Raw genomic sequence first — 23,877 nt, 5'->3', positions numbered from 1 at the left:
CCCATGACGCAAGATTCCCAGGTTTCCTCCACCGACGACGCGCAGCGCGCGCAGGTGCGGCGCTGGACGCACCGCGCGACCATCGCCGTGCTGGTGCTGCTGGCGCTGGGCGCGGGCCGCACCATCGTCAGCCGCATGAGCAATGCGAAGACGCTGGAGCAGCATTCGCAGGAAAGCGCCGAGCAGTACGTGCGCGTCACCACCGTGCACGCGGGCGGCGCGACCCATTCGCTCAGCCTGCCCGGCACGCTGCAGGGCTTCGTGCAGGCGCCGGTCTCCGCGCGCGCCGGCGGCTACCTGCGGCGCTGGACCAAGGACATCGGCAGCCGCGTGAAGGAAGGCGAGCTGCTCGCGGAGATCGACACGCCGGAGCTGGACCAGCAACTCTCGCAGGCCGTGGCCGCCCGCAACCAGACGGCCGCCAGCCTGGAGCTGGCGCGCACGACGGTGGAACGCTGGGAGGCGTTGCGCAAGCGCGATGCCGTATCGCAGCAGGAGCTGGAGGAGCGCCGCAGCGCCTATGTGCAGGCGCGTGCGAATCTCGCCGGCGCCGATGCGAACGTCGAGCGCCTGCGCCAGGTGGAATCCTTCAAGCGCGTGCTCGCGCCCTTCTCCGGCGTGATCACCAAGCGCAACGTGGACATCGGCGACCTGATCGACAGCAACAAGCCGCTGTTCCTGCTGTCGCAGACCGATCCCTTGCGCGTGTACATCAACGTGCCGCAGGCCTACGCGCAACTGGTGCACCAGGGCCAGCCGGCCGTGGTGACGCTGGCCGAGATGCGCGGGCGCAGCTTCCCGGCGCAGGTGGCGCGCACCGCGGGCGCGATCGACACCGCCACGCGCACGATGCAGGTGGAGGTGCTGCTGCCCAATCACGACGGCGCGCTGCTGCCCGGCGCCTTCGTCAACGTCGAACTCGCGGCGGCGCCCAGCGGCGTGCTCACCGTTCCCGCGAATGCGCTCCTGTTCCGCGGCGAAGGTGTGCTGGTCGCCCGCGTGGACGACAGCGGCACCGTGCGGCTGGCGCCGGTGCACCTGGGTCGCAACTACGGCGACTCCGTCGAGGTGCTGCAAGGCCTGGCCGGCAACGAGCGCCTGGTGCTCAACCCCCCGGACTCGATCGCCGCCGGCGACAAGGTGCAGGTGGTGGCGGATGCGAAACCCGTGACCGGCAACAAGGGCGCGCCGTGAGCTGGCGGCGTGCTTGCATCGCGTCCCTGGCGGCCGCGCTCGTGGCCTGCGCCGCGCCGCCTGCCTACCAGCCGCCGCAGGTGGAGGTGCCGGCCGACTGGAAGCCGGCCGAGGGCTGGCGGCCGGCGCGCCCCGACGATGCGGCCGTGCGCGGCGCCTGGTGGCAGCTGTTCGGCGACCCGCAGCTCGATGCGCTGGAAGCGCAGGCCCTGCAGGAGAGCCCGACGCTCGCTGCCGCCGCCGCGCGCCTGGCGCAGGCGCGCTCCGCCGTCGACGTGCAGAACGCGGGCCTGTTCCCGCAGGTGTCGGCGGGCGCGCGCGGCTTGCGCCAGCAGATCTCGGCCAACCGGCCGCTTACCAACTACAGCTCGTCCAACTTCCAGACGGTGCAGAACGAGTTCGCGCTGACGCTGGGCGTGTCGTACGAGGCGGACCTGTGGGCGCGCATCCGCAGCGCGGTGGAGGCGGCGCGCGCCGGCGCCGAGCAGTCCGTGGCGGATTTCCAGAACGCGCGGCTCGTGCTCACCACGGACGTGGCCAACGCGTACTTCAACCTGCGCGAGACCGACATCGAGCTGGACGTGCTGGACCAGTCGATCGCCCTGCAACGCCGCGCGATGGACCTGGCCACGGCACGGCACGAACTCGGCGCGACCTCGGGCCTCGACGTCGCGCAGCAGCAGGCGCTGCTGGACCAGACGATGACGCAGGTGGAAGTGCTGCGCCGGCAGCGCTCGCAGTTCGAGACGGCACTGGCCGCGCTCACCGGACGCCCCGCGCCGGCGTTCACCGTGGCGCCCGAGGCGCGGCCGCGGACACCGCCGGCAGTGCCCGTGGCCATCCCTTCCGAGGTGCTGCAGCGCCGGCCCGACGTCGCATCGGCCGAACGCGCGATGGCCGCAGCCAATGCGCAAATCGGCGTGGCGCGCGCCGCCTACTATCCCAGCCTCATGCTCAGCACGGTGGGCGGCATCGACTCGCGCCTGCTCTCCACGGTGTTCGACGCGCCGAGCCTGGTGTGGTCGCTGGGACTCGCGGTCACGCAGCCGCTGTTCGACGCGGGACGCACCGATGCGAACGTCGCGATCGCGCAGGCGGGCTACCAACTGGCCGTGGCGAACTACCGGCGCACCGTGCTTACCGCGCTGCAGGAAGTGCAGGACGGCCTCAATGGCAGTGTCGCCCTGGATCGCGCGGTGGCGCAGGCGCGGCAAGCGGAGCGCAGTGCCGAGCGCGTGCTGCAGCTCGCCAATGACCGCTACGAGGGCGGCGCTGCAAGCTACCTCGAAGTGATCACGGCGCAGCAGGCCTTGCTCAATGGCCAGCGCCAGGTCGCACAGCTGCTCGGCCAGCGCATGCTGGTCAGCGTGTTCCTCGTGAAGGCGGTCGGCGGCGAGTGGTAGCGCTCAGGCCGCGACCGCGGCCGGCGCCATCAGCGTGAAGCCCCTGCGCGGGAGCTGCAACGCCACCACGCCCGCGGCCACCAGCAGCAGGCCCGCCGCGCCGAACGCCACCCAGTGCGTGCCGAAGTGCTCGTAGCCCCAGCCGCCCAGCCACGAGCTGATGGTCCCGCCCACCTGGTGGCCCAGGTAGGCCATGCCGTACAGCACGCCGACCAGGCGGACGCCGTAGATGTCGGCCAGGATGGCGGAGGACAGGGCGATGCTGCCCGCCCACACGAGTCCGCCGATCGCGGAGGCGAGATACAGCTCCCAGTGCGTGCCCACCAGCACCAGCGCGAAGAAGCCGAGACCGCGCACGAAATAGATGGTCGCGAGGATGTGGCGGCGCGGCAGCCGGTCGGCCAGGCGTCCGAGCATCAGCGTGCCCGCGATCGCGACGAAGCCGATCAGGCCGATGCCCATGGAGCTCGTGAACGGGTCGAAGCCATGGTCCATCAGCATGGGCACGCCGTGCGTGCCCAGCAGGTTCATGCTGAAGCCGCACGCGAACAGGCCGAAGAAGATCTTCCAGAAGGGCACGGTGCCCATCGCCTGGCGCAAGGTGAGGCTCTGCGGCTGCGCCCCGGAGCGCGCGCGCTGCGCCGCGAACTCCTCGGCATTCAGGTCGGTGTGCTCCGGGGCCGCGTCGTGCACGACGAACAGCGCGGCTGGCAGTGTCACCAGCGTGAACACCGTCGCGTAGCCGAGCAGGGTGGCGCGCCAGCCGAAGTGGGCGATGGCCATCGTGAGCACCGGCGTCATCAAGGCCATGCCCGCCATCGAGCCGGTCGATAGGAAGAACAGGGCCATGCCGCGCCGCCTCGTGAACCAGTGGCTGATGACGGGCGTGAGCGCCACCGGACTGGTGAAGGCCAGGCCCACGGACAACAGCAGGCCGAAGGAGCACAGGAAGGCGAGCGGCGATTCGGTGCGGACGGTCCAGAGCACGGCGGCCACGACGGTCGCATTGCCGGTCAACAGCACGAAGCGCGTGCCGAAGCGCGCGATCAGATGGCCGGCCACGGGCATCGCGAGACCGTAGGCCAGCATGCCGACGGCGACGATGCTCGCCAGCAGGCTGCGGCTGAAGCCGAGGTCGTGCGCGACCGGCAGGAAGAAGGGACCGAAGCTCAGGCGCAGGCCCGAGGAGAGGAGGGTGAGCAAGGCCGCCGCAGCGACGATGTTCCAGCCGAAGTACCAGCGAGCAGCCATCCGCTCATCATAAGGACCCCGGCCGCAGCCCGCCGCCGGGGCTGGTTTAATCGCGCCATGGACGCCGCATCCACCCTCACTCCCGAACTCCTCGCCCAGCTGCAGGACTGGCAGGGCCGCAGCGAGACCTTGCACGACGAGATCACGGCCGCGCCGGTGCGCAACCTCTCGGCCACGCTCGATCGCGACGATCCCGAGCCGGTGCGGGGTACGGAACTGCCGCCCCTGTGGCACTGGCTGTACTTCCTGCCCAGTGCGCGGCAAAGCGAGCTGGGTCCGGACGGCCATCCGAAGCGCGGCGGTTTCCTGCCGCCGGTGCCGCTGCCGCGCCGCATGTGGGCCGGCGGGCGGCTGCAGTGGCTGGCGCCGCTGCGCGTAGGCGAGGCGGTGGAGCGCACGTCGAAAATCGTTTCGGTCACGCACAAGTCGGGGCGCAGCGGCGACCTGCTTTTCGTGCTGGTGCGCCACGAGCTGCGCAACGCACAAGGGCTGGCGCTCACCGAGGAGCACGACATCGTCTACCGGCCGGCGCCGCGCCCCGGTGACCCGGTGCCGCCGCCGCAGGCCGCGCCCGCGCAGGCGACATGGTCGCGCGAGATCGTGCCCGACGACGTGCTGCTGTTCCGCTATTCCGCGCTCACGTTCAACGGCCACCGCATCCACTACGACCGGCGCTACGTGACGAAAGTCGAAGGCTATCCGGGCCTCATCGTGCACGGGCCACTGATCGCAACGCTGCTGGTCGATCTCGCGCGCCGCGAGCGTCCCGACGCGCGCCTGGCGAGCTTCAGTTTCAAGGCCGTGCGCCCGACCTTCGACCTGCATCCCTTCCGCGTGAGCGGCCGACCGTCCGCCGATGGCAAGGGTGCCCAGCTCTGGGCGCAGGACCACGAAGGCTGGCTCACCATGCAGGCGGAGGCGCGGTTCGCATGAAGACGCAGATCCCCACGCCCGATGCGTACCAGGAGATGCGCGAAGCGCTGCGCGACCTGTGCGGCCGCTTCGACTCGGCGTACTGGCAGCAGGTGGACGGCGAACGCGGCTATCCTGCGGCCTTCGTCGATGCGCTCACGCAGGCGGGCTGGCTCGCTGCGATGATCCCGGCCGAGTACGGCGGCTCGGGGCTGGGGCTCGCGGAGGCCTCGGTGGTGATGGAGGAAATCAACCTGTCGGGCGGCAATGCCGGCGCCTGCCATGGCCAGATGTACAACATGGGCACGCTGCTGCGCCACGGCTCCGCGCAGCAGAAGCAGCAGTACCTGCCGCGCATCGCGAGCGGGGCGTTGCGCCTGCAGACGATGGCTGTCACCGAGCCCAGCACGGGCACCGACACGACGCAGCTCAAGACCACCGCCGTGAAGAAGGGCGACCGCTACGTCGTGCACGGGCAGAAGGTGTGGATCTCGCGCATCCAGCACTCCGACCTGATGATCCTGCTGGCGCGCACGACGCCGCTCGCGCAAGTGAAGAAGAAAAGCGAGGGCATGAGCATCTTCCTGGTGGACCTGCACCATGCGATCGGGCGCGGCATGACGGTGCGGCCTATCCGCAACATGGTGAACCACGAGACCAACGAGGTGTTCTTCGACGGCCTGGAGATCCCGGCGGAGAACCTGATCGGCGAGGAAGGGCAGGGCTTCCGCTACATCCTCGACGGCCTGAACGCCGAGCGCACGCTGATCGCGGCGGAGTGCATCGGCGACGCGTACTGGTTCGTGGACAAGGCGCGGCGCTATGCGAGCGAGCGCGTCGTGTTCAACCGGCCCATCGGGCAGAACCAGGGCATCGCCTTTCCCATCGCCGACGCCTACATCGAGACCGAGGCGGCCAACCTGATGCGCTTCAAGGCGTGTTCGCTGTTCGATGCCAAGCAGCCCTGCGGGGCCGAGGCGAACATGGCCAAGTACCTGGCGGCCAAGGCTTCGTGGGAAGCGGCCAACACCTGCCTGCAGACGCACGGGGGCTTCGGCTTTGCGCACGAATACGACGTGGAGCGCAAGTTCCGCGAGACGCGCCTGTACCAGGTGGCGCCGATCTCGACCAACCTGATCTATTCCTATGTCGCCGAGCACCTGCTCGGCCTGCCGAGGAGTTTCTGATGGCCGTCGCCGAGCCGCCTCAAGACGGCCGCGCCCCCTTGGGGGGCCGGCGCGCAGCGCCCGGGGGGTCATCTCCGCGGCCACTCGATGGCGTCACCGTCGTGTCGCTGGAACACGCGATCGCCGCGCCCTTCTGCACGCGCCAGCTCGCCGACCTCGGCGCCCGCGTGATCAAGGTGGAGCGGCCGGGCAGCGGTGACTTCGCGCGCGCCTACGACACGCGCGCCCAGGGGCTCGCGTCGCACTTCGTGTGGGTGAACCGGTCCAAGGAAAGCCTCACGCTGGACCTCAAGCAACCGGAGGCCTTGCAAGTCCTGAGCGACCTGCTGGCCCGCGCCGACGTGCTGGTGCAGAACCTCGCGCCCGGCGCCGCGGAGCGCATGGGCCTCGGCTACGACGCCTTGCACGCGAAGCACCCGCGGCTGGTGGTGTGCGACATCTCGGGTTACGGCAACGACGGTCCGTATCGGGACAAGAAGGCCTACGACTTGCTGATCCAGAGCGAGGCCGGCTTCCTCTCCGTCACCGGAACGCCGGAGCAGCCGGTGAAAGCGGGCATCTCCATCGCCGACATCGCGGCCGGCATGTATGCGTACACGGGCGTGCTCGCCGCCTTGCTGCAACGGCAGAAGACGGGCGAAGGCTCGCACGTCGACGTCTCGATGCTGGAGGCGCTGGGCGAGTGGATGGGATTCCCGCTCTATTACGCGTACGAGGGCGCCGAGCCGCCGCCCCGCAGCGGCGCCTCGCACGCGACCATCTACCCCTATGGTCCCTTCGCCGCCGGCGACGGCAAGACCGTGATGCTGGGCCTGCAGAACGAGCGCGAGTGGAAGGCGTTCTGCGACAAGGTGCTGCTGCAGCCCGCGCTGGCAAGCGACCCGCGCTTCGACAGCAACAGCCAGCGCAATGCGCACCGCGGCGAGCTGCAAGCCATCATCCTGGAAGCCTTCGCGCGGCTGGATGCGGAGCAGGTGATCGCGCGGCTCGAGGAGGCGCAGATCGCGAATGCGCACGTGAACACCGTCGCCGATGTCTGGGCCCATCCGCAACTGCGCGCGCGCGGCCGCATGGCGCAGGTCGCATCGCCGGCCGGGCCGTTGCAGGCCCTGTTGCCGCCGGGCGTGCAGAGCGCGTTCGACTACCGCATGGACCCCATTCCCGCGGTGGGCGAGCACACTGACGCCATCCTGCGCGAACTGGGGCGCGGCACGGAGGCCATTGCGCGGCTGCGCGAGGCCAACGCAGTCTGAGGGGCGCTGCGGCGCGGCTGCAACGCCGCAGCCATTTGTCACGGCTTTGCCAATGCTCGCTTGCTACAGTCCGCGCCGCGGGTTGCGCTTTGCCCGTTGCAGCAACAGGAGTGCGAAAAGCATGCAGTCGGTCAACGCCCAGGATCCCGGATCGGGCGACGAGAACAAGGGAGCGCAGGAGCAGGCCAAGGGCGGCTCCGGCGAAGGCGCCGAGAGCGCCTTCGCGCGCATGAAGTTGCAGCGCGAACACCTCGCCCGCCACAAGCCGGGCGAGGAGACGAGCGCCGGCACCCGCAAGGACGGGCAGTCCTGAAGGGCCGGCGGAGTGCTGCTATAATTCGAGGCTTCGCGGCTGTAGCTCAGTTGGATAGAGTACTTGGCTACGAACCAAGGGGTCGTGGGTTCGAATCCTGCCAGCCGCACCAGAATTTCGGTTCTAGATCAACGGGTTAGACGCTTCGTCGTCTAGCCCGTTTTTCTTGGCGGAGGCCTTCGGGGCACCCGGCTTGGCGCGGGCGCCCGGGATCCCAGGTTCTGAGGAGAAGGCGTGAAGCTCACTCAACCGAGCATCTGCAATTCCAGTCGTTCGGTCCCGAGCCGACGATCGTGTCCTTTGAGCCGATGACCTTCCTGCTCGGGGCAAACGGGACGGGAAAGACCGCTGCTCTGCAGGCGTAAATCGAAGTCCAGGAGCATGAAGCTCTTTTCCTGAAGCTCAAGGAATCCCTGATCAGCGCTCCGAGGCCGCTGCGCGCTTGCGCGGCGCTGCGCGCGGAGTTGGCTGCTGCGGCTGCTCCGCCCGCGCCGCACCCGCACCGAGCTGCAGGGAGATCCGCCCCACCGTCTGCAGCAGCGCCTGCGATGCCTGCTCCACGGTCACGCCCACGTATTTCTGCGCCAGGAAGGGCACGGTCAGTGCCGCCAGCGCACCCTCTTGCTGGTCGAAGACCGGGGCGCACAGGTCGGTGACGCCGGCAGCGGTGTTGCTGGGCGCGGCATACAGGCCGCGCTGCACCACGCGCGCGAGCTCCGCGCGCACGCGGCTGGCCGTCAGGCGCTGGTCACTGTTGGCGATCAGTTCTTCGACCAGCAGGTCCTGCACGGGCCGCGGCTGGAACGCGGTCAGCACGCGCGGCGAGGCGCGGTCCATGCGCATGGGATAGTGCGTGCCGAGGCGCACGCGAAAGCCCATGGGCTCGGGGCTGTCGACCTGCGCCACGACCACGATGCGCTGGTCGTGGTGCACGACGAGGTGGCAGGACTGGCGCGTGGCCTCGGCGAGTTCCTCCATCGCGGGCACCGCGACCTGCAGCAGGCGGTTGAGCGGCGGATGCCGGTGCGACAGCTCGAACAGGCGCAGCGAGAGCTGGTAGGTGCCGTCGCCCCGTCGCTGCAGGTAACCGCGGCGCTGCAGCACGGTGAGCATGCGAAACAACTCCGGCGCGGACCGCCCGAGCCGCTGCGCGATGACGCCCTGCGCGAGCCCTTCGGCCTCGCCGGCGAGCAGCTCCAGGATGTCCAGCCCCTTTTCCAGGGCGGGCGCCGTGTAGAGCGGCTCCACCACGGACTTTTCCGCGGTTAACCGTTTGGTGCTAGGTGAAAGTCCGCGCGAGGTCATTTTTTTCGTATGGGAAACTGATTTTCATCAATGAACATTATCCGGCCAGCATGCTGGCCGGGGAAGGAGGCAACCCCGGTGTCCGCCTTATCACCCGCGCAAGTCGCTTCCTTCCGCGAACGCGGCATCCTGCATCCGCTGCGGGCGCTCGACGAGGACCAGCTGGCCGACGTCCGGGCCCGCTACCTGGCCAACGCCGGGGCGATCAAGGGGCGCGGCAACCAGAAGCCGCACCTGCTGTACACGTGGCTCGACGCCGTCGTGCGCCATCCTGCGATCCTGGACGCGGTGGAATCCTTGCTCGGTCCGGACCTCCTGTGCTGGAGCAGCCAGTTCTTCACCAAGCCCGCGGGCGACGCCGCCTACGTGAGCTGGCACCAGGACGCCACCTACTGGGGCCTGTCCTCGCACGACGTGGTGACCGCGTGGGTGGCGCTCACCCCCAGCACGACGCGATCGGGCTGCATGCAGGTGGTGCCGGGCACGCACCGCGAGCAGGTGCGGCACGAGGACCGCTTCGACGACACCAACATGCTGTCGCGCGGCCAGGAGATCGCGGTGCGCATCGATCCCGCGCAGGTGGTCGACGTCGAACTGCAGCCCGGCGAAATGTCGCTGCACCACGTGCTGCTGTTCCACGGCTCGGAGCCGAACCGCTCCGACCAGCCCCGCATCGGCTACGCGATCCGCTACATCCCCACGCACGTGCGGCAGCTGTCCCCCATCCGCGACAGCGCGCTGCTGGTGCGCGGGCGCGACACGCACGGCCACTTCGAGCCGGAGCAGTCGCCGCGCGCCGACCGCGACGCCGAGGCCATCGCCCGCCACAACGAGGTCATCGACCGCCAACTGCGCATCCTCTACGCCGGCGCGCAGGCGCGCGGAAAACTCAATCCCGACCGAACGTCCGCCGGCCCGCAGGGCGGCCAACCCAAGGAGACAGCATGAAACGTTTGCCTGCCGCACTCGCCCTGGTTCTCTCCGGCCTGCTTGCCGTCAATGCGGCCGCGCAGGAGATCAAGATCCGCTTCGCCCACTCGCTGTCGGCGAGCGAACCGGCGCACCAGGCGGCCGAATTCTTCGCCCGCAACGTGGCCGCGCGCACGCACGGCAAGGTGCAGATCACCGTGTACCCCGCCGAACAGCTCGGCTCCGGCAAGGACGTCAACGAGATGATCCGCCAGGGCGCGAACGTCATGAACATCACCGACGCCGGCTACCTGTCGGACTTCGTTCCGGACGTGGGCGTGCTGAACGGGCCGTACCTGGTGCAGAAGCCCGACGACTACGAGAAGATCCTCGCCTCCCCCTGGTTCAAGGGCATCGAGAAGAAGCTGGACGCCGCCGGCTTCAAGCTGATCATGGCCAACGGCTACTTCGGCCAGCGGCACCTGCTCGCCAACAAGCCGGTGCGCGAGCCGGCCGACATGGCGGGCATGACGGTGCGCGTGCCGCCCAACACGATGTGGATCGAGACCTTCAAGGCGATGGGCGCGCGGCCCACCACGGTGAATTGGTCCGAGGTGTACAATGCGCTGCAGCAGAACGTGGTGCAGGCCGCGGAGGCGCCGCTCGGCTCGCTGTGGGGCTCCAAGCTGCAGGAGACGCGCAAGTACATCTCGCTCACCGGGCACTTCACGGCTTTCGTGATGTGGCCGATCAACGCCGGCTTCTTCAACAAGTTGCCGAAGGACGTGCAGCAGATCCTGGTGGAAGAGGGTGACCGCGCCGGCAAGGAGATGACGCGCCTGACACTCGCCAGCCAGCAGGACTACCTCGCCAAGTTCAAGGCGGCCGGCGTCACCGTCGTCGACGACGTCGACATCCCCGCCTTCCAGAAGGCAACCGCGAGCGTCTACAAGGCGTTCCCCAAGTGGACGCCCGGCCTGCGCGAGACCGTGCTGTCGACGCTGCATTGACGCCATGGCAGCCGCTCGCAACCGACTGGCGCCGCTGGACTACGTCGAGGAGGCGATCGCGGGCGCTGCCCTGTTGGTCGTCATCTTCGCCACCTGCTGGGGCGTCGTCACCCGCTACATCACCGAGCAGCCCGCGACCTGGAGCGGCGAGGTGGCCGGCATCGGCTTCGCGTGGCTCGTGTTCGTCGGCGCGGCCGCCGGCGTGAAGTACGGCTCGCACATCGCCATCGACATGCTCGTGGTTCGCCTGCCCGGGCCGCTGCGGCGCGGGCTGATGCTCGCGGCGGACGCGCTCGTGCTTGCCTTCCTCGCGACGCTGCTGGTGCTGTCGGTGCAGTTCTCGATCGACGCCTGGGGCGACCCGACGTCGGTGCTGCGCCTGCCGCGCACCGTCACCTATTCGTCGGTGGTGGTCGGCAGCCTGTGCATGCTGGTGCGCTTCGCGCGCGCCGCCTGGCGCCGCTGGCGAGGCCACAGCGCGGCCTGGCTCACGATGGCCGCGCCTGCGGGAGCCGAACTGTGATCGAACTGCTGCCCGCCTTCCTGATGTTCGGCCTGTTCGCGATCGACATCCCGATCGCGCTGGCCATCGCCATCGGGGCGCTGTCGTTCTTCATCATGGCCGACGGCCTGCCGCTGCGCATGTTCGTGCAGAAGTTCGTGCAGGCCACCGATTCGTTCCCGCTGCTGGCGGTGCCGTTCTTCGTGTGCGCCGGCTCGATCATGAACCACGCCGGCATCACGCGCCGCCTGCTGAACCTGGCCGATGCGCTGGTGGGCCACATGATGGGCGGCATCGCGCAGGCCAACGTGGTGCTCGCCACGCTGATGGGAGGCTTGTCGGCCTCGGCCAACGCGGACGCCGCCATGCAGGCCAAGATGCTGGGGCCGGAGATGGTGCGGCGCGGCTATTCGGCCGGCTTCGCCGCGGCGATCACCGCCTGCGCCTCGGTGATCACGCCGATCATCCCGCCCGGCATCGGCCTGATCATCTACGGCTACCTGGCCGACGTGTCGGTGGGCCGCCTGTTCATCGGCGGCGTGATCCCCGGCCTGCTGCTGTGCGCGTCCCTCATGGTGGCGGTGCACCTGGTGTCCCGGCGCCGCGGGTACAAGCCGCTGCGCGCGCAGCGCGCCAGCCTGCCGGAGCTCGGGCGCGCGACCGTGCAGGCCACCGGCGCGCTGTCCATCGTCGCCTTCATCCTGTTCGGCATCCGCGAAGGCGTGTTCACGCCGACCGAGGCCGGCGCGATGACGGTGGTGTACGCGACGCTGGTCGGCGCCCTCTGGCACCGCGAGCTGAAATGGGAGGCCGCGCCGAAGATCATCCTGGAGACCGTGCTGGCCACGTCCGCCATCATGATCATCATCTGCGCGGCCAGCGCGTTCGGCTTCTACATGTCGTGGCAGCGCATCCCGGTGCGCGCGGCCGAAGCGCTGGTGCACCTGACCAGGCAGCCGTGGCTGCTGCTGCTCCTGATCAACCTGGGTCTCATCGTCGTGGGCATGCTGATCGAAGGCACCGCCGCCCTGATCCTGCTCACGCCGATCCTGGTGCCCGCGGTCACCAGGCTGGGCATCGACCCGCTGCATTTCGGGCTGGTGATGGTGGTGAACCTGACGCTGGGCGGCATCACGCCGCCGGTGGGTACGATGATGTTCACGACCTGCTCCATCCTGCGGGTGAAGATCGAGACCTTCGTGCGCGAGGGCTGGCCGTTCATGGTGGCCATGTTCGCCGTGCTGGCGCTGATCAGCGTGTTTCCCCCTCTCGTCACCTGGCTGCCCACGCGGCTGATGGGGCCCTGAATGGAGTTCCGTGCAGCGGTGCTCGAAGCCGGCCAGCGGCCGCTGGTGATCGCACGCGTGAAGCTGGAGCGGCTCGCCCCCACGGACGTCCTGATCCGCAATCGCGCGAGCGGCCTGTGCCACACCGACCTGGAAGTGATCCAGGGCAGCCTGCCTTACCCGCTTCCGATCGTGCTGGGGCACGAGGGCGCCGGCATCGTGGAGGAGGTGGGCAGCGCCGTGACGCAGGTGCGCCCGGGCGACCACGTGGTCGCTTCGTGGAACCCGCACTGCGGCCACTGCTTCTATTGCGAACGCGACCTGCCGATCCTGTGCGAGCCCTTCACGCGCCACCAGCCCGCGGGGCACCTGCTGGATGGCGCATCGCGCCTGACCTGGAACGGCGCCAAGCTGCATCACTTCTCCGTGGTGTCCTCGCACGCCGAATATTCGGTGGTGCCGGAGTCCGGCGCGATCGCCGTCCCGCGCGAAATGCCGTTCGACCGCGCCTGCCTGATCGGCTGCGGCGTGATGACCGGTGTCGGCGCGGCCTGCCGCCTGGCCAAGGTGGAAGCCGGCTCCAATGTGGTCGTCGTCGGCTGCGGCGCGGTGGGGCTCAACGCGATCCAGGGCGCGCTGCTGCAACAGGCGGGGACGCTGGTGGCCGTCGACCGCGACCCCGCAAGGCTGGAACTGGCGCGCCGCTTCGGTGCGACGCACACGGTGCCTGCCGATGACACGACGATCGCGCAGGTGAAGGACCTGACGTCCGGCCGCGGCGCGGACTACGTCTTCGAAGCAGCCGGATCGGAGGCGTCGCTGCAACTCGCGCTGGAGGTCACGCGGCCCGGCGCGCAGTGCGTGATCCTCGGCAAGACCGAGGTGAACCGGAAGGTGGCACTGCGCTTCGGGTCGCTGATGGGGGAGAAGCGCATCACGCGTTCGAGCTACGGCGGGGCGCGGCCGCGGCGCGATTTCCCGTGGCTCGCGCAGCTCTATCTCGCCGGCAAGCTGGACCTGGATGGGCTGATCTCGACGCGTGCGCCGCTGGAGGGCATCAACGACGGCTTCGACGCGATGCGTCGCGGCGAAGGCATCCGTCACGTCATCGTGATGGAGTGAGCCGGTGGCAGCCCATCCTCCCCTGGCGCCAGGCTGGATAGCCCGGCCGCACCTGCGCTGCGACATCGGCGACCTGCCGCTCGAATCCGGCGAGGTGCTGCGCGATGCGTTCGTGTCGTATGTGATGCACGGGGAGCCGGCGCGACAGCGCGAAGGCGTGATCCTGGCGCTGACCGCGATCGGCAGCACGCATCACCGGCTCGATTTCCTGATCGGGCCGGGCGCGCCGCTCGATACCGACCGCCATTGCGTGCTCGTGGTCGATGCGCTCGGCAACGGCCTGTCGTCCTCGCCGTCGAACAGCGTGCTGCAGGCGGGCAGCCGGTTTCCCCGCTTCACCATCCGCGACATGGTGGAATCGCAGCGGCGGCTGCTGGCGCACCTGGCCGTGGAGCGGCTGGCCGCGGTGGTCGGTGCGTCCATGGGCGGCATGCAGGCGCTGCAATGGGCCGTGAGCCATCCGGACCGCATGCGCAGCGTCGTCGCCATGACGCCGATGGCGCGCACGGCGCGCTGGTCGCAGCTGGTGAACGAACTCGCCCGGCGTGCGCTGTTCGAGGACGCCGGGTGCTCGCGGCCGCGGGCGCGCGCCGAGGCCATGCGCCTGTGGGCGCCGCTCACCAAGCTGGTGATGCCGCGCACGCCGCGCGCGGTGGAGGAGATCCCGGACCACGCCGCGCTGCTGGCCACGATGGAGCAGCTGGCCACGGACCTCGGCCAGCATGGACCGGACCCGTTCGACTGGTGCTGGCAGTCCTTCGCGTACGACGCGCACGACGTCGGCGGCACACCGGGATTCGGCGGCGACACGGTGCGGGCGCTGCGATCGATACGCGCGCGCACGCTGGTACTGGCGCCCGCGGAGGACCTGTACAACCCGCCCTTTGCGGCCAGTCAGCTGGCCGGAGTCATTCCGCGTTGCCGCTTCGTGGAGCTCGCCGGGCATGACGGCCACGCGAGCGCGAGCGGGCCGCCGGCGGAGTGCAACGAGCAGTTGAAGCGGGAGATCGGGGCGTTCCTGGGCGAAGGGTGACGAGGGCTACCCTTCGTAGCAAAGAAGCACCACCTCCGCGGCCTGTTGGCGTAGCGGGATGAGCGCCTGGTAGGCGGCCGACGCAAACCAGCCGTTGACTGCCGCGACGTGGGGGAACCGGATCACCACGATGTCGGCGTGCGGACTCCCGCCGGCAAATGCGGCGACCTGCTTGCCGCGGAAGACGAGTTCGGCGCCCCAGGGTGCCAGGGTGCCCGGCACTTGCCTGGTGTAGTCCGCCCACTTCTGCGGGTTCTTTACCGTGATGTTTCCGACCAGGAAGGCATGGGTCATGGCTGTCGCTCCTGGCGCGAGGCCAGGGAAGTCTGAATACGTGCAAGCAATACGTGCAAGCGCAGGGCAGGGCCTGGCTCATCCTTGAGTCCCGCTGTGTTGTAACCCACTGTGCGCCGCCCCGTGCATCCACCTGTTACCTGAGCGCCGGGCCCGCTGCCCCTGCCGAGCGGGGATGCCACAGGTCGGGCTCGGCGCCGCTGCGCGCCTAGGCAAGGCGCCTAATCAAAACACCCTCAATGCGCGGTCCCGCGGTCATCGTCCCTCGCAGACTTTCTTACTCGTTCTTGCGTGTGCAGCGCAATAGTGCGACGGGGGAGGAGGTCTCCATGCAGAACGAATGCACCCTCAGTCTCTCGCTGTTCGGCGCGGCCTCGCTGCAGCTGGTGCTGGACGGCGAGGTCGTCAAGCCCGTGCACCTGTGCGCGCAGTCGCGCAACCTGCTGGCCTTCCTCGCACTGGCACGCGGCGCCCCGCGCAGCCGCTCGGAGCTCTCGCACGCGCTGCGCGACGCGGGCGACGAGCCGGCGCGGCCCGGCACGGTCAACAGCGCCCTGTGGCGTCTGCGCAGCGCGCTCGACGCACCGCCGTGTGCCGCGGGCAGCCTCATCTTCAAGGAGCGCGACGGCCACGTCGGCCTGCGCGCCGATCCGCGCCTGGCCGTCGACACGGAGGCCTTCCTGCAGCACGTGCTGCCCGTGCTTGCGCTCCCGCAGGACCGCATGGACGCGGCGGCCACCGAGCGCCTGCGCCGCGGCGTGGCGCTGTACACGGGCGACCTGCTGACGGGCGTGGACGAGGACTGGGCCCTGCGCGAGCGCGAGAAGCTGCGGCGCCACCAGCTCAATGCGCTGTGGCGGCTCGTGGAGGTCTGCGAGCACAGCGGCGACTTCGCCGAAGGCATCCGCTGGGCCCTCGGCATCCTGGAGATCGACGACGTGCGCGAAGACGTGCACCGCGAGCTCATGCGCCTGTACCTGCGCGCCGGCCAGCGCGCGCTCGCGCTGCGCCAGTACGAGCGCTGCCGCTCCATCCTGCGCCGGCAGCTCGCGATCGTGCCCATGCCGGAAACGCAGGCGCTCTACCAGCAGATCGTTGACGACGCCGTCCCGCGCCGCGCCCCGGAGGCCGCCGCGCCGTCCGCGACCGGCGCCGCGCTGCCGGAACTGCTGGCCAGCGCGCGGCGGCACATCGCGGCGGCCGACGACGACCTCGCCCGCGCCGAGTCGCGGCCGCCGGGGCCGGCGCGCCGGTGACGGCACGGTGATGCGCACGTGATGCGCGCATGACGCGCCGGTGATGCCGCGGTGATGCCCGCGATGCAGACTGCATCGCATGGATTGCAGCCCTGCCAACGGAAAATCCGCATGCCCCTGCTTCAAGACCAGACGGATGCGTTCATCGTGCGCGTCTGGTGCGAGCCGAACCGGGCGCGCACGCCGCCCTTCGAATGGCGCGGATCGATCGAGCACGTGGAAAGCGGGCGCCGCGCGTACTTCCGCGACGCCGCGGCGATCGCCGCCTTCATCCAGCCCTACATCGACCAGCTGCTCGCCAGCCAGCCCGCGCAGCCCTGAGCGGCTGCCGCACCGTTCCGCCACGAGGTGACCATGAACGATCCTGCGACCGCATCGCGCGACTACCTCTACCTGCGGCAGTGCCTCGCCCCGCGCTGGGCCGAGGCCGACGCCGAAGTGATCGAGTCCTGGGTGGACCAGCGCCTCGGCCCGGGGGCGGCGGCCTACTACGACGCCCTGCTCGAAGGCTTCTTCGACGACATCGGCCGCGCCTTGCGGACCGCGGCCCCGGCGATCGCCAACGTCGCCGGCGGCGTGGCGCGCGGCGCGATGGCCGGATCCTCGCTGGGCCTGCCGGGCATCATCGGCGGCGCGCTGGTGGGCGGCACCGGCACGGCGCTGAGCAGCTACGGCAGCGGCACCGCCAGGGACATCGGCAACGTGCTGAACACCGGCACGCAGTTCGCGAGCCAGTTCACGCCCATGGGGCAGCTGGGGAACCAGGTGGGTTCCACGATCAGCGGCCTGGGACACGGACCCATGACGGCGCAACGCGGCCTGGGCGCCGCCGGCCAGCTCGCCAGCGCCCTCGGCCGACCCGAGGTGCAACAGGCGTTGATCGCGATGCAGATGGGCCAGGCCGGCCGCACCTCCGTGCCGGTCGGCAGCAACGGCACGCAGGTGCCGACGGCGGCGATCGCGGGCATGGTGAACCACCTGGCGCAGCAGGCGGTCGCGGAAGCGGCCGCGTGGGGCAACGTGGCCGGGGCCGACCTGGGCTACATGGCTGGCGCGAACGGCGAGTGGGTGGGCGACCCCAGCGAGGACGGCGACCGCGCCGCCCGCGTGTGGGACCTGCTCAATCGCGCGCAGCTGGAACGCCTGCAGGCCACGGTGGCGACCGCACGCCCGCCGCGCCCGGCGTTCGGCGGGGAGCCGCTGCCCGCAGACTGGCGAGCGCTGCTCACGCAGGACATGCTGGCCGGCATCGGGGAGGCCGGCTGGGATGGAGAAGCGACCGAGGCCTGGAACGACGAAGCCTGGGCGGACGAGGCCTGGGAGCCGGAGGCCTCGGACTACGAAGCCGTGGACTGGCGCATGGAGCCCGTGTATGGATGACTCGAACCGCACCGCCGACGCGGCGGATCCCCTCGCGGCCCTGAAGGCGCAACTCACCGCGCAGGCCGGGGACAACCCGGCGCTCGCCGTGCTGCTGCAGTTCATGCAGCCGCGGCCCGCGCCCGCGCCGTGCGTCGACGTGGAACCCGCGCCCGCGGCCTCCGCGCGCGAGGAACAACTGCAGGCCGATCTCGACGTGCTCGTCCGCGGCCATGCGCAGCAGGCCGCCGAACTCGAGCGCCTGCGCCGGCGCAACGATGCGCTCGCCGCCGCGCTCGGCGCGTGCCACCTGTGCTTCGGCGAGGACGCCTGGTGTCCGCGCTGCGGCGGCCTCGGCCGGCCCGCATCGCGGCGGCCGGAGCCCGCCGCCTTCGCGCAGTACGTGCGGCCGGTGCTGGAACGGCTGCAGCCGCGGGAGCCCGCGCGCGCCACACCGCCGGCCAGCACCGAGGGGCCGCGGGCCGGCGCGGCCTGAGACCCCGCTTTCCATCTTCCACCCCGAAAGGCAGGCATCCACCATGTTCACAGCCGAAGCAGACTACGAAGCCGCATACGACGAAGCCGGATACGACGAAGCCGCCTACGACGAGGCCGCCCGCCCGAGGCCCGGCAGCCGGCCGATGCCGAAAGTGCCCACCTCGCGCGGGAGCTCCTACCGCCCGCCGATGCCGGCGGCGGTGTCGGGCAGCCCGGTGACGCAGCAGCAGCTGAAGGAGGTCATCGAGCGCTTCAACGCGGCGCTGGCCACCAACGGCAAGGCCATCACCCAGGTGGACAGCCGCACCCGCACGCTGGCCTCGGACCAGCAGCGCATCGACGCGGGACTGCGCCGCGAGATCGACCGCCGCCGCAGCGAGATCACGGCCGTGCGCCGCGACCTGCAAAGCACGCGCGAGGTCAGTGCCACGCTGCCGCTGCTGTCGTTGCTCGCGCCGGGCAACAGCCTGGTGGCGCTGGCGCCCATGCTGCTCCTGGGCAACGACGTGAGCGCCTCGCCGGAGACCACCACCACGCCCGCGGTGCAGGGCAGCAGCAGCAGCAGCGGCCTGTTCGGCGGCCTGGGCGGCAACGGCATGGGCCTGATCGCGCTGCTCGCGCTGTCGGGCGCTCTCGGCAAGGCCACCCCGTGAGGAGAACGCCATGAGCATCAACGTGATGCAGGGCGCCCTGGCTGCGGTGCTGATGCAGCAACGCAAGGTGCCGAGGGACAAGCTCGCCGCGGGCGCGGCGCTCGCGGCCATCATGCCCGGGCTGCCGGGACTGCTGGTGCCGGTGCTGATGACGCAGAACGGCGCGTCGGCGTCGACGGGCACGGGCTCCTCCGCCGGCAGCCTCCCTGCCGGCAACTCGGGGTCGGCGCGGACCACGTTCGTGCGCGTGCCCCCCGTGCAGGGCATGCCGGTCGAGTTCGCCAGGCAGGCGATCGAGGACGCGAACCTGGTGGCCGAGGTCGTGCCGGATCGCAATCACCGCTCCTCCACGCTGGACGTGGTCTACACCCAGACACCCGAGGCCAACAGTTACGTCGAGGAGAAGAGCACCGTGGAACTGTTGGTCCAGGTGGCGCCGAGCGTGCCTGCAGTGCAGGGGCTCGTCGTCGATCAGGCGATTCAGCTGCTGAAGCAGGCGGGCCTCGAAGCCACACGGCTGAACGTCGACACCGGCTCGCAGCAGCCGATCGACACGATCGTCACGCAGAACCCGAAGCCGGGCCAGCACGCGAGCGACGGCAAGGTGACGATCGTGGTGCAGCACCCCGAGGAACCGACCTGAGACGACGCCGGCACACCGGCGACCTCCATGGATCCCGCGCTGTTCGAACTGCTGGCCGAGGGCGCGCCCGATGACGAGGTCGCGGTGGTGCTGCGCCTCGCGGCCGACCGGCCGGTGCCGCCCGGCGTGCGCATCGTCTCGCGCTTCGGGGCCATCGCCACCTGCAGGCTGCTGCGCAGCGACATCCTGCTGGTGCGGGGCGACCCGGCCGTATACAGCATGAAGGCGACGCACTCAGTGCAGCCGGAGCCGGAGCCGGAACCGTTCGCGGACGTGGAGATGGACGAAGCGGCAGCCATGGACCTGGAGCTGCGCGCCAGCGACCTGCGCCGGCCGCCAGGCCTGTCCGAAACGGGGCAGGGCGTGGTCGTCGCCCATATCGACTGGGGTGCGGACATCGCGCATCCCGACTTCCGCCGCGCCGACGGACGCACGCGCTTCGCCGCGCTGTGGGACCAGGCGGGCACGCCCGATCCGCGGCGCCCCAATCCCTACGGCTACGGGCGCATCCACACCGCCGCCGACATCGACCGCGCGCTGCGCACCGCCGACCCGTATGCCGCACTGGGCTACCACCCGGGGCGCGCGCGTCCTTCCGGCGGCAGCCACGGCTCGCACACGCTGGGGATCTCCGCCGGCAGCGGGCTCGCGGGCGGTCCCGCAGGGGTGGCGCCGGACGCGACCCTGGTGTTCGTCGACCTCTCGACGGGGCGGCAACCGGCCGGCTCGGGCCTCGGGGATTCGGCGGCGCTGCTCGAGGCGCTGGACTTCATCGCCGCGACGGCCGCCGACCTCGGCCGCCCCGGGCCGCCGCTGCCGCTGGTGGTGAATGCGAGCCTCGGCCGGCAGGCCGGCGAGCACGACGGCGAGACGCTCACCGAGCAGGCGATGGATGCTTTCCTGCAGGCCGCCCCGGCGCGCGCCATCGTGCAGAGCACCGGCAACTATTTCGGGCGGCACATCCACGCTTCGGGCCTGCTGCGCCCGGGAGGCAGCACGGTGCTGGAACTGCGGGTGGTCGAAGGGCATCCGCCGCACGAGGTCGACCTCTGGTATCCGGGGCCGGACCTGCTCGCCATCGAGGTGCGCGGGCCCGAGGGCGTCGAACCCGCGTACGCGGTGCCGGGCCGGCAGACGGTGGTGCACTATCGCGGGCGCCCCGTGGGGCGCCTGTACCACCGCCGCTTCGATCCGAACAACGGCGACCACGAGGTGGCGCTGTACCTCGACGAGGACGCGCCGGCGGGTCGCTGGGAACTGCGGCTCGCGGCCGAGGACGCGGTGGACGGCCGCTGGCATGCGTGGATCGAGCGCGGCCCGGGTCCCGGTGCGCTGCAGGCGGTGTTCGCAGGACCGGACGACACGCCATGCTGCACGCTCGGCACGATCTGCAACGGGCGGCGCACCATCGCCGTCGGTGCCGTGGACGCGCACGCGCGCGGCGGACCGCTCGCGCGCTTTTCCAGCGGCGGCCCGACGCGCGACGGCCGCGGCAAGCCCGATCTCGTGGCGCCCGGCAAGGCGGTGCTCTCGTGCCGTTCGGCGTCGCTGCGGGGCGGCGACGAGCCGTTGCTCGTGCGCATGTCCGGCACCAGCATGGCGGCGCCCCACGTGGCCGGCGCCGTGGCCCTGATGTTCGCCGCCGCGCCGCGCCCGCTCGCGATCGCCGAGACGCGGCGCCTGCTGCTCGCGTCCACGCGGCCCGTGCTGCCGCCATCCGATCCGGTTTCGGCCTGGCGCCTCGGCGCCGGCCATCTCGACATCGCCGCCGCCGTGGAGGCGACGCGGCGTGTCGATTCCCTGAATCCAGACACCAGGAGCGATGCCATGCCCAAGCCTGCTGCCCCCATCCCCGAGTCCCCGACGGACGAAGCGGCGCCGAGTTGCGAGTGCGCGGATGCGCGCGCGCGCGAGCAGCAACCGACGCTCGAAACCCTGGAGCGCGTGGCGCGCGAGGCGTTCCAGGGGGCCGCGCGCGAGTGGCTCGCGCAGGCGGCGCCCGAGCGCGCGGAGGCGGCGCGCGCCGAGGCCGCGGAAGCGGCCGCGCCGGAGCACGCCGAGGACGCGCCTGCGGAAGCGACGTCCTTCTCGGGCGACGACTCGCGGCGCGACCGCCGCTCGCGCGCGGCGCCGCTGCCCTTCCAGTTCCAGATCCCGATCGGAGGGGGCGCGCCTTCGCTGGCCATGCCCATCGGCGGCAGCGGCTCGCCCTTCGCGTTCTCCGTGCCGCTTGCAGGCACGCCCGCGCCCGCACCGGCTGTACCCGCACCGGCGCCGGCTGCGGCAGCGCCTGCGCCTGCGCCCGCGACGCCCGCCGCCGCGCCGGCCGCACCGCTGGTGCCGCCGGGCGACCAGCCGCTGCCGCCGCTCGCGGCAGTGTCGTCGGGGCTGTTCGACGCGCCGGTGCTCGTCGCGGGACCGGTCGACATCTCTCCGTCCTCCACCCCGGCGGGCGAGGCGATCGCAGTGCCGCCGCCCGGCCTGGGACTGCTGGCTGCGGCCGAGGCCTCGCTGGACGAGGCGCGCGAGAGCGGCGCGCCGGGCACGCCGCACTGGCTTGGCGACCTGCTCGCGCGCACGCTGCCCGAGCTCGATGGCGTGCCTTCGGCCACGACCCTGTTCCAGGCGTTCGTGCATCCTGAGGCCGCCCCCGGCCGGCGCCACTTGCGCGATCGCTTCGCGCGCTACCTCGTGCCGGTCGCGGCGCCCGGCGCGAGCGTGCAGGCGCTGCGCGTGCTGCCCGGCGACCTGCTGCTGCGCGTCGCGCCCGGGCAGGACTTCGGGCACGTGGCCGTCGTGGGTTCGCCCATCGTCTGCCGGGCCGGCGAACTCGGCTCGTGGGGCTGGCAGGCGCCGGGCGATGACAGCCCGCGCGACGGGCTCTACGTGCAGGTCGTCGAGCTGCAGCCGCGCGTGCGACGGCTCGCCGACCGCTGGGCGCGCCGCATCGCCGATGCGCGTGGCCTGGTCCTGCCCGGCACCTTGCTGCTGCGGCGGCGCCATGCCATCGCCGAGTCTCCGGCCGACTCCGAGGACCTGCTGCACGCGCTCGCGGAAGACAGCGCCACCGACGTGCGCTGGCTGCAGGATGCGCTCAACCATGTGCTGGGCACGCACCTCGTGGTGGACGGCGATGCCGGGCCGCAGACGCGCAATGCAGTGCGCGCGTTCCAGCAGCAGCACGGGCTGACGCCGGATGGCGTCGCCGGTCCGCGCACGCTGGCCGCATTGCGCGATGCGCTGGAGCAGCGCGGCGGCGCTTCGCAGCCGTCATCGTCGCCGGGTGGAGGAGGGCAGGCCGCGGCCGGCGGGCCGCCCGGCTCCGGCCCCTGCGCCACGCTGTCCGGATTCGCGCAGGGCGAGTCCACGCTGACAGCGACGCACCACTCGCAACTCGCCGCCCTGGCCGCGGACATCCTGCGGCAGGGCACGCGCGCCGTGCTGGTGACCGGCTACGCCAGCCAGGAAGGCGCCGACGCGTACAACTTCGTGCTCGGGATGCAGCGTGCGAGCCGCGTCAGCGGTGAACTGCGCGCCCTGCTCGATCGGTTGCAGCCGGGAGTCTCGGCCCGCATCGCCATCGTGCCGGCGAGCCGGGGCGAATCGGACCAGATCGCCGGCGGCGACTACGTCGCCAACCGCCGCGTGACCATCTGCCCGCAGGCGGCGCCGCAACCGCAGCCCCTGCCCGTGGCCACGCGCGTGTTCCGCGTGGTCGCCAAGAGCTTCATCGGGCCGATCGGATCGCGTTACGGCTCGCTGCGCTGCCAGCTCGATTCGACGGTGAGCACCGTCGCGAAGATCATCAGCCCGATCGGCGGCGCGGTCATCGACTGGCTCTCGCCCGACGCGTCGGACGTCGCGTTGCGCGCGCTCGCCGCGGCGACCGATGCCGCCTTCAGCGAGGACCCGAGGGACGACCGCCCGTTCACGGCGCCGCCGCCCGAGGGCAAGGGCTATCGCCTCTTCTCGCGCGGGCAGATCAATGCGCAGTGCCGCGGGACCGAGGTGATGGCGGTGACCCTGGCCGGCGCGATCGACACCGACTCCGGCAAGGAATGCATCCCGAGCACCGGCCTGTGCCTGCAGGCGCCGCCACTGATCGTGGACCAGCCGTTCGTCACGCGCCGGATCGACCCGTCGCACGTCGCCTTCCGCTGGGGCGTGAAGGGCCGGCCGCCCCGCGGCGCGGAGCTCGGCGTGCAGATCCCGTGCATGCGGGACTCCGTGTACATCTGGCACCAGATCGACGGCATCGTGGATTGCAGCAGTGGAACGCCGGCCGTGACCGGCCTCACGCTGACCGGCAGCCGCTTCCCGTCGCATCGCCTGTGGCTCGATGGCGTGCTGGCGCAGGACATCCGGCAGGGGCCGTTGTCCGGGTTGTGGGACGGGACGAGCGGGGATCCGACGCGGGTGAGGTGAAGGGAGGACTGCGGCCCCGCCCGCCAGGCGACGGCTCCCGGTGGACGGAAGGCGCGTCTCCCCGATCGC

23 protein-coding genes and 1 tRNA gene are annotated in these 23,877 nt (G+C 71.1%); 20 read left to right on the top strand and 4 right to left on the bottom strand.

The features are described 5' to 3' along the window. Positions 1–3 precede the first annotated feature (3 nt). Both JJB11_RS02870 and JJB11_RS02865 read left to right on the top strand, forming a co-directional pair. Complete coding sequence (locus tag JJB11_RS02870; protein WP_201166389.1) at positions 4–1,194, top strand: efflux RND transporter periplasmic adaptor subunit; 1,191 nt, start codon at positions 4–6, stop codon at positions 1,192–1,194. Continuing rightward, a complete protein-coding gene (locus tag JJB11_RS02865; RefSeq protein ID WP_201166388.1) occupies positions 1,191–2,597 on the top strand; it encodes an efflux transporter outer membrane subunit in 1,407 nt (468 codons plus the stop codon). Before JJB11_RS02870 ends, JJB11_RS02865 begins: the two co-directional genes overlap by 4 nt. A gap of 3 nt (positions 2,598–2,600) precedes the next feature. Here JJB11_RS02865 and JJB11_RS02860 read toward each other — a convergent pair whose 3' ends face one another. After that, positions 2,601–3,848: an MFS transporter gene (locus JJB11_RS02860; protein ID WP_201166387.1), complete on the bottom strand. Its 1,248-nt coding sequence runs from the start codon at positions 3,846–3,848 to the stop codon at positions 2,601–2,603. Positions 3,849–3,905: 57 nt separating this feature from the next. Here JJB11_RS02860 and JJB11_RS02855 point away from each other — a divergent pair, with 57 nt between their 5' ends. The 5 genes from JJB11_RS02855 (at position 3,906) to JJB11_RS02835 (ending at position 7,625) form a co-directional block, all read left to right on the top strand. Then, positions 3,906–4,781, top strand: a complete 876-nt coding sequence (locus JJB11_RS02855; protein ID WP_201166386.1) for an HTD2 family dehydratase — start codon at positions 3,906–3,908, stop codon at positions 4,779–4,781. After that, entirely contained in the window at positions 4,778–5,947 is a 1,170-nt protein-coding gene (locus JJB11_RS02850) for an acyl-CoA dehydrogenase family protein (protein WP_201166385.1), read from the top strand. The genes JJB11_RS02855 and JJB11_RS02850 overlap by 4 nt, the downstream gene beginning before the upstream one ends. Continuing rightward, positions 5,947–7,200 (top strand): CaiB/BaiF CoA transferase family protein, encoded by a 1,254-nt coding sequence (locus JJB11_RS02845; RefSeq protein ID WP_201166384.1) that lies wholly within the window; start codon positions 5,947–5,949, stop codon positions 7,198–7,200. The genes JJB11_RS02850 and JJB11_RS02845 overlap by 1 nt, the downstream gene beginning before the upstream one ends. 121 nt (positions 7,201–7,321) lie before the next feature. After that, positions 7,322–7,513: a hypothetical protein gene (locus JJB11_RS02840; protein WP_201166383.1), complete on the top strand. Its 192-nt coding sequence runs from the start codon at positions 7,322–7,324 to the stop codon at positions 7,511–7,513. 35 nt (positions 7,514–7,548) lie between these two features. Then, positions 7,549–7,625, top strand: a tRNA-Arg gene (locus JJB11_RS02835). A gap of 133 nt (positions 7,626–7,758) precedes the next feature. On the opposite strand, the gene JJB11_RS02830 is transcribed toward JJB11_RS02835, so the two are convergent. Together JJB11_RS02830 and JJB11_RS02825 are read right to left on the bottom strand one after the other, a co-directional pair. Then, a complete protein-coding gene (locus JJB11_RS02830) occupies positions 7,759–7,896 on the bottom strand; it encodes a hypothetical protein (RefSeq protein WP_201166382.1) in 138 nt (45 codons plus the stop codon). A gap of 34 nt (positions 7,897–7,930) precedes the next feature. Further along, positions 7,931–8,764: an IclR family transcriptional regulator domain-containing protein gene (locus JJB11_RS02825; RefSeq protein ID WP_201166381.1), complete on the bottom strand. Its 834-nt coding sequence runs from the start codon at positions 8,762–8,764 to the stop codon at positions 7,931–7,933. Between the two features lie 132 nt (positions 8,765–8,896). On the opposite strand from JJB11_RS02825, the gene JJB11_RS02820 reads away from it, so the two are divergent. Genes JJB11_RS02820 through JJB11_RS02795 form a run of 6 tightly spaced genes read left to right on the top strand, consistent with a single transcriptional unit; the run spans position 8,897 to position 14,680 of the window. Beyond that, a complete protein-coding gene (locus tag JJB11_RS02820; RefSeq protein ID WP_201964561.1) occupies positions 8,897–9,766 on the top strand; it encodes a phytanoyl-CoA dioxygenase family protein in 870 nt (289 codons plus the stop codon). After that, a complete protein-coding gene (locus JJB11_RS02815) occupies positions 9,763–10,737 on the top strand; it encodes a C4-dicarboxylate TRAP transporter substrate-binding protein (RefSeq protein WP_201166379.1) in 975 nt (324 codons plus the stop codon). Before JJB11_RS02820 ends, JJB11_RS02815 begins: the two co-directional genes overlap by 4 nt. A 4-nt stretch (positions 10,738–10,741) precedes the next feature. Further along, positions 10,742–11,260: a TRAP transporter small permease gene (locus JJB11_RS02810; RefSeq protein ID WP_201166378.1), complete on the top strand. Its 519-nt coding sequence runs from the start codon at positions 10,742–10,744 to the stop codon at positions 11,258–11,260. Next, positions 11,257–12,546 carry a TRAP transporter large permease subunit gene (locus JJB11_RS02805; RefSeq protein WP_201166377.1) on the top strand — a complete coding sequence of 430 codons (1,290 nt, stop codon included), beginning with the start codon at positions 11,257–11,259 and terminating at the stop codon, positions 12,544–12,546. Before JJB11_RS02810 ends, JJB11_RS02805 begins: the two co-directional genes overlap by 4 nt. Continuing rightward, a complete protein-coding gene (locus JJB11_RS02800) occupies positions 12,547–13,647 on the top strand; it encodes a Zn-dependent alcohol dehydrogenase (RefSeq protein WP_201166376.1) in 1,101 nt (366 codons plus the stop codon). It begins immediately after the preceding gene. Positions 13,648–13,651: 4 nt separating this feature from the next. Continuing rightward, on the top strand, positions 13,652–14,680 hold the full coding sequence (locus JJB11_RS02795) for an alpha/beta fold hydrolase (protein WP_201166375.1): 1,029 nt from the start codon (positions 13,652–13,654) through the stop codon (positions 14,678–14,680). A 6-nt stretch (positions 14,681–14,686) separates the two neighbouring features. On the opposite strand, the gene JJB11_RS02790 is transcribed toward JJB11_RS02795, so the two are convergent. Beyond that, positions 14,687–14,974, bottom strand: a complete 288-nt coding sequence (locus tag JJB11_RS02790) for a DUF1330 domain-containing protein (protein ID WP_201166374.1) — start codon at positions 14,972–14,974, stop codon at positions 14,687–14,689. Between the two features lie 329 nt (positions 14,975–15,303). On the opposite strand from JJB11_RS02790, the gene JJB11_RS02785 reads away from it, so the two are divergent. The 7 genes from JJB11_RS02785 (at position 15,304) to JJB11_RS02755 (ending at position 23,808) form a co-directional block, all read left to right on the top strand. Continuing rightward, positions 15,304–16,230 carry an AfsR/SARP family transcriptional regulator gene (locus tag JJB11_RS02785; RefSeq protein WP_201166373.1) on the top strand — a complete coding sequence of 309 codons (927 nt, stop codon included), beginning with the start codon at positions 15,304–15,306 and terminating at the stop codon, positions 16,228–16,230. A 111-nt stretch (positions 16,231–16,341) separates the two neighbouring features. Then, positions 16,342–16,551, top strand: a complete 210-nt coding sequence (locus JJB11_RS02780) for a hypothetical protein (protein WP_201166372.1) — start codon at positions 16,342–16,344, stop codon at positions 16,549–16,551. Between the two features lie 33 nt (positions 16,552–16,584). After that, complete coding sequence (locus tag JJB11_RS02775) at positions 16,585–17,610, top strand: hypothetical protein (RefSeq protein ID WP_201166371.1); 1,026 nt, start codon at positions 16,585–16,587, stop codon at positions 17,608–17,610. After that, positions 17,603–18,085, top strand: a complete 483-nt coding sequence (locus tag JJB11_RS02770; RefSeq protein WP_201166370.1) for a hypothetical protein — start codon at positions 17,603–17,605, stop codon at positions 18,083–18,085. The genes JJB11_RS02775 and JJB11_RS02770 overlap by 8 nt, the downstream gene beginning before the upstream one ends. 43 nt (positions 18,086–18,128) lie before the next feature. Beyond that, a complete protein-coding gene (locus JJB11_RS02765; protein ID WP_201166369.1) occupies positions 18,129–18,740 on the top strand; it encodes a hypothetical protein in 612 nt (203 codons plus the stop codon). Between the two features lie 10 nt (positions 18,741–18,750). Beyond that, positions 18,751–19,383 (top strand): PASTA domain-containing protein, encoded by a 633-nt coding sequence (locus JJB11_RS02760; protein WP_201166368.1) that lies wholly within the window; start codon positions 18,751–18,753, stop codon positions 19,381–19,383. A 27-nt stretch (positions 19,384–19,410) separates the two neighbouring features. Then, positions 19,411–23,808 carry a S8 family serine peptidase gene (locus JJB11_RS02755; protein WP_201166367.1) on the top strand — a complete coding sequence of 1,466 codons (4,398 nt, stop codon included), beginning with the start codon at positions 19,411–19,413 and terminating at the stop codon, positions 23,806–23,808. Positions 23,809–23,877 lie beyond the last annotated feature (69 nt).

This window comes from Ramlibacter ginsenosidimutans, from assembly GCF_016654015.1.
Taxonomy (GTDB): domain Bacteria; phylum Pseudomonadota; class Gammaproteobacteria; order Burkholderiales; family Burkholderiaceae_C; genus Ramlibacter; species Ramlibacter ginsenosidimutans.
This window is presented reverse-complemented; position numbering and strand designations above follow the sequence as displayed.

Excerpts from the sequence above, each read along its gene's own strand:
- JJB11_RS02870 (WP_201166389.1), top strand. The coding sequence starts at position 4 with ATGACGCAAGATTCCCAGGTTTCCTCCACCGACGACGCGCAGCGCGCG.
- JJB11_RS02860 (WP_201166387.1), bottom strand. The coding sequence starts at position 3,848 with ATGGCTGCTCGCTGGTACTTCGGCTGGAACATCGTCGCTGCGGCGGCC.
- JJB11_RS02855 (WP_201166386.1), top strand. The coding sequence starts at position 3,906 with ATGGACGCCGCATCCACCCTCACTCCCGAACTCCTCGCCCAGCTGCAG.
- JJB11_RS02850 (WP_201166385.1), top strand. The coding sequence starts at position 4,778 with ATGAAGACGCAGATCCCCACGCCCGATGCGTACCAGGAGATGCGCGAA.
- JJB11_RS02845 (WP_201166384.1), top strand. The coding sequence starts at position 5,947 with ATGGCCGTCGCCGAGCCGCCTCAAGACGGCCGCGCCCCCTTGGGGGGC.
- JJB11_RS02840 (WP_201166383.1), top strand. The coding sequence starts at position 7,322 with ATGCAGTCGGTCAACGCCCAGGATCCCGGATCGGGCGACGAGAACAAG.
- JJB11_RS02830 (WP_201166382.1), bottom strand. The coding sequence starts at position 7,896 with ATGCTCCTGGACTTCGATTTACGCCTGCAGAGCAGCGGTCTTTCCCGT.
- JJB11_RS02815 (WP_201166379.1), top strand. The coding sequence starts at position 9,763 with ATGAAACGTTTGCCTGCCGCACTCGCCCTGGTTCTCTCCGGCCTGCTT.
- JJB11_RS02810 (WP_201166378.1), top strand. The coding sequence starts at position 10,742 with ATGGCAGCCGCTCGCAACCGACTGGCGCCGCTGGACTACGTCGAGGAG.
- JJB11_RS02800 (WP_201166376.1), top strand. The coding sequence starts at position 12,547 with ATGGAGTTCCGTGCAGCGGTGCTCGAAGCCGGCCAGCGGCCGCTGGTG.
- JJB11_RS02790 (WP_201166374.1), bottom strand. The coding sequence starts at position 14,974 with ATGACCCATGCCTTCCTGGTCGGAAACATCACGGTAAAGAACCCGCAG.
- JJB11_RS02785 (WP_201166373.1), top strand. The coding sequence starts at position 15,304 with ATGCAGAACGAATGCACCCTCAGTCTCTCGCTGTTCGGCGCGGCCTCG.
- JJB11_RS02780 (WP_201166372.1), top strand. The coding sequence starts at position 16,342 with ATGCCCCTGCTTCAAGACCAGACGGATGCGTTCATCGTGCGCGTCTGG.
- JJB11_RS02775 (WP_201166371.1), top strand. The coding sequence starts at position 16,585 with ATGAACGATCCTGCGACCGCATCGCGCGACTACCTCTACCTGCGGCAG.
- JJB11_RS02770 (WP_201166370.1), top strand. The coding sequence starts at position 17,603 with ATGGATGACTCGAACCGCACCGCCGACGCGGCGGATCCCCTCGCGGCC.
- JJB11_RS02765 (WP_201166369.1), top strand. The coding sequence starts at position 18,129 with ATGTTCACAGCCGAAGCAGACTACGAAGCCGCATACGACGAAGCCGGA.
- JJB11_RS02760 (WP_201166368.1), top strand. The coding sequence starts at position 18,751 with ATGAGCATCAACGTGATGCAGGGCGCCCTGGCTGCGGTGCTGATGCAG.
- JJB11_RS02755 (WP_201166367.1), top strand. The coding sequence starts at position 19,411 with ATGGATCCCGCGCTGTTCGAACTGCTGGCCGAGGGCGCGCCCGATGAC.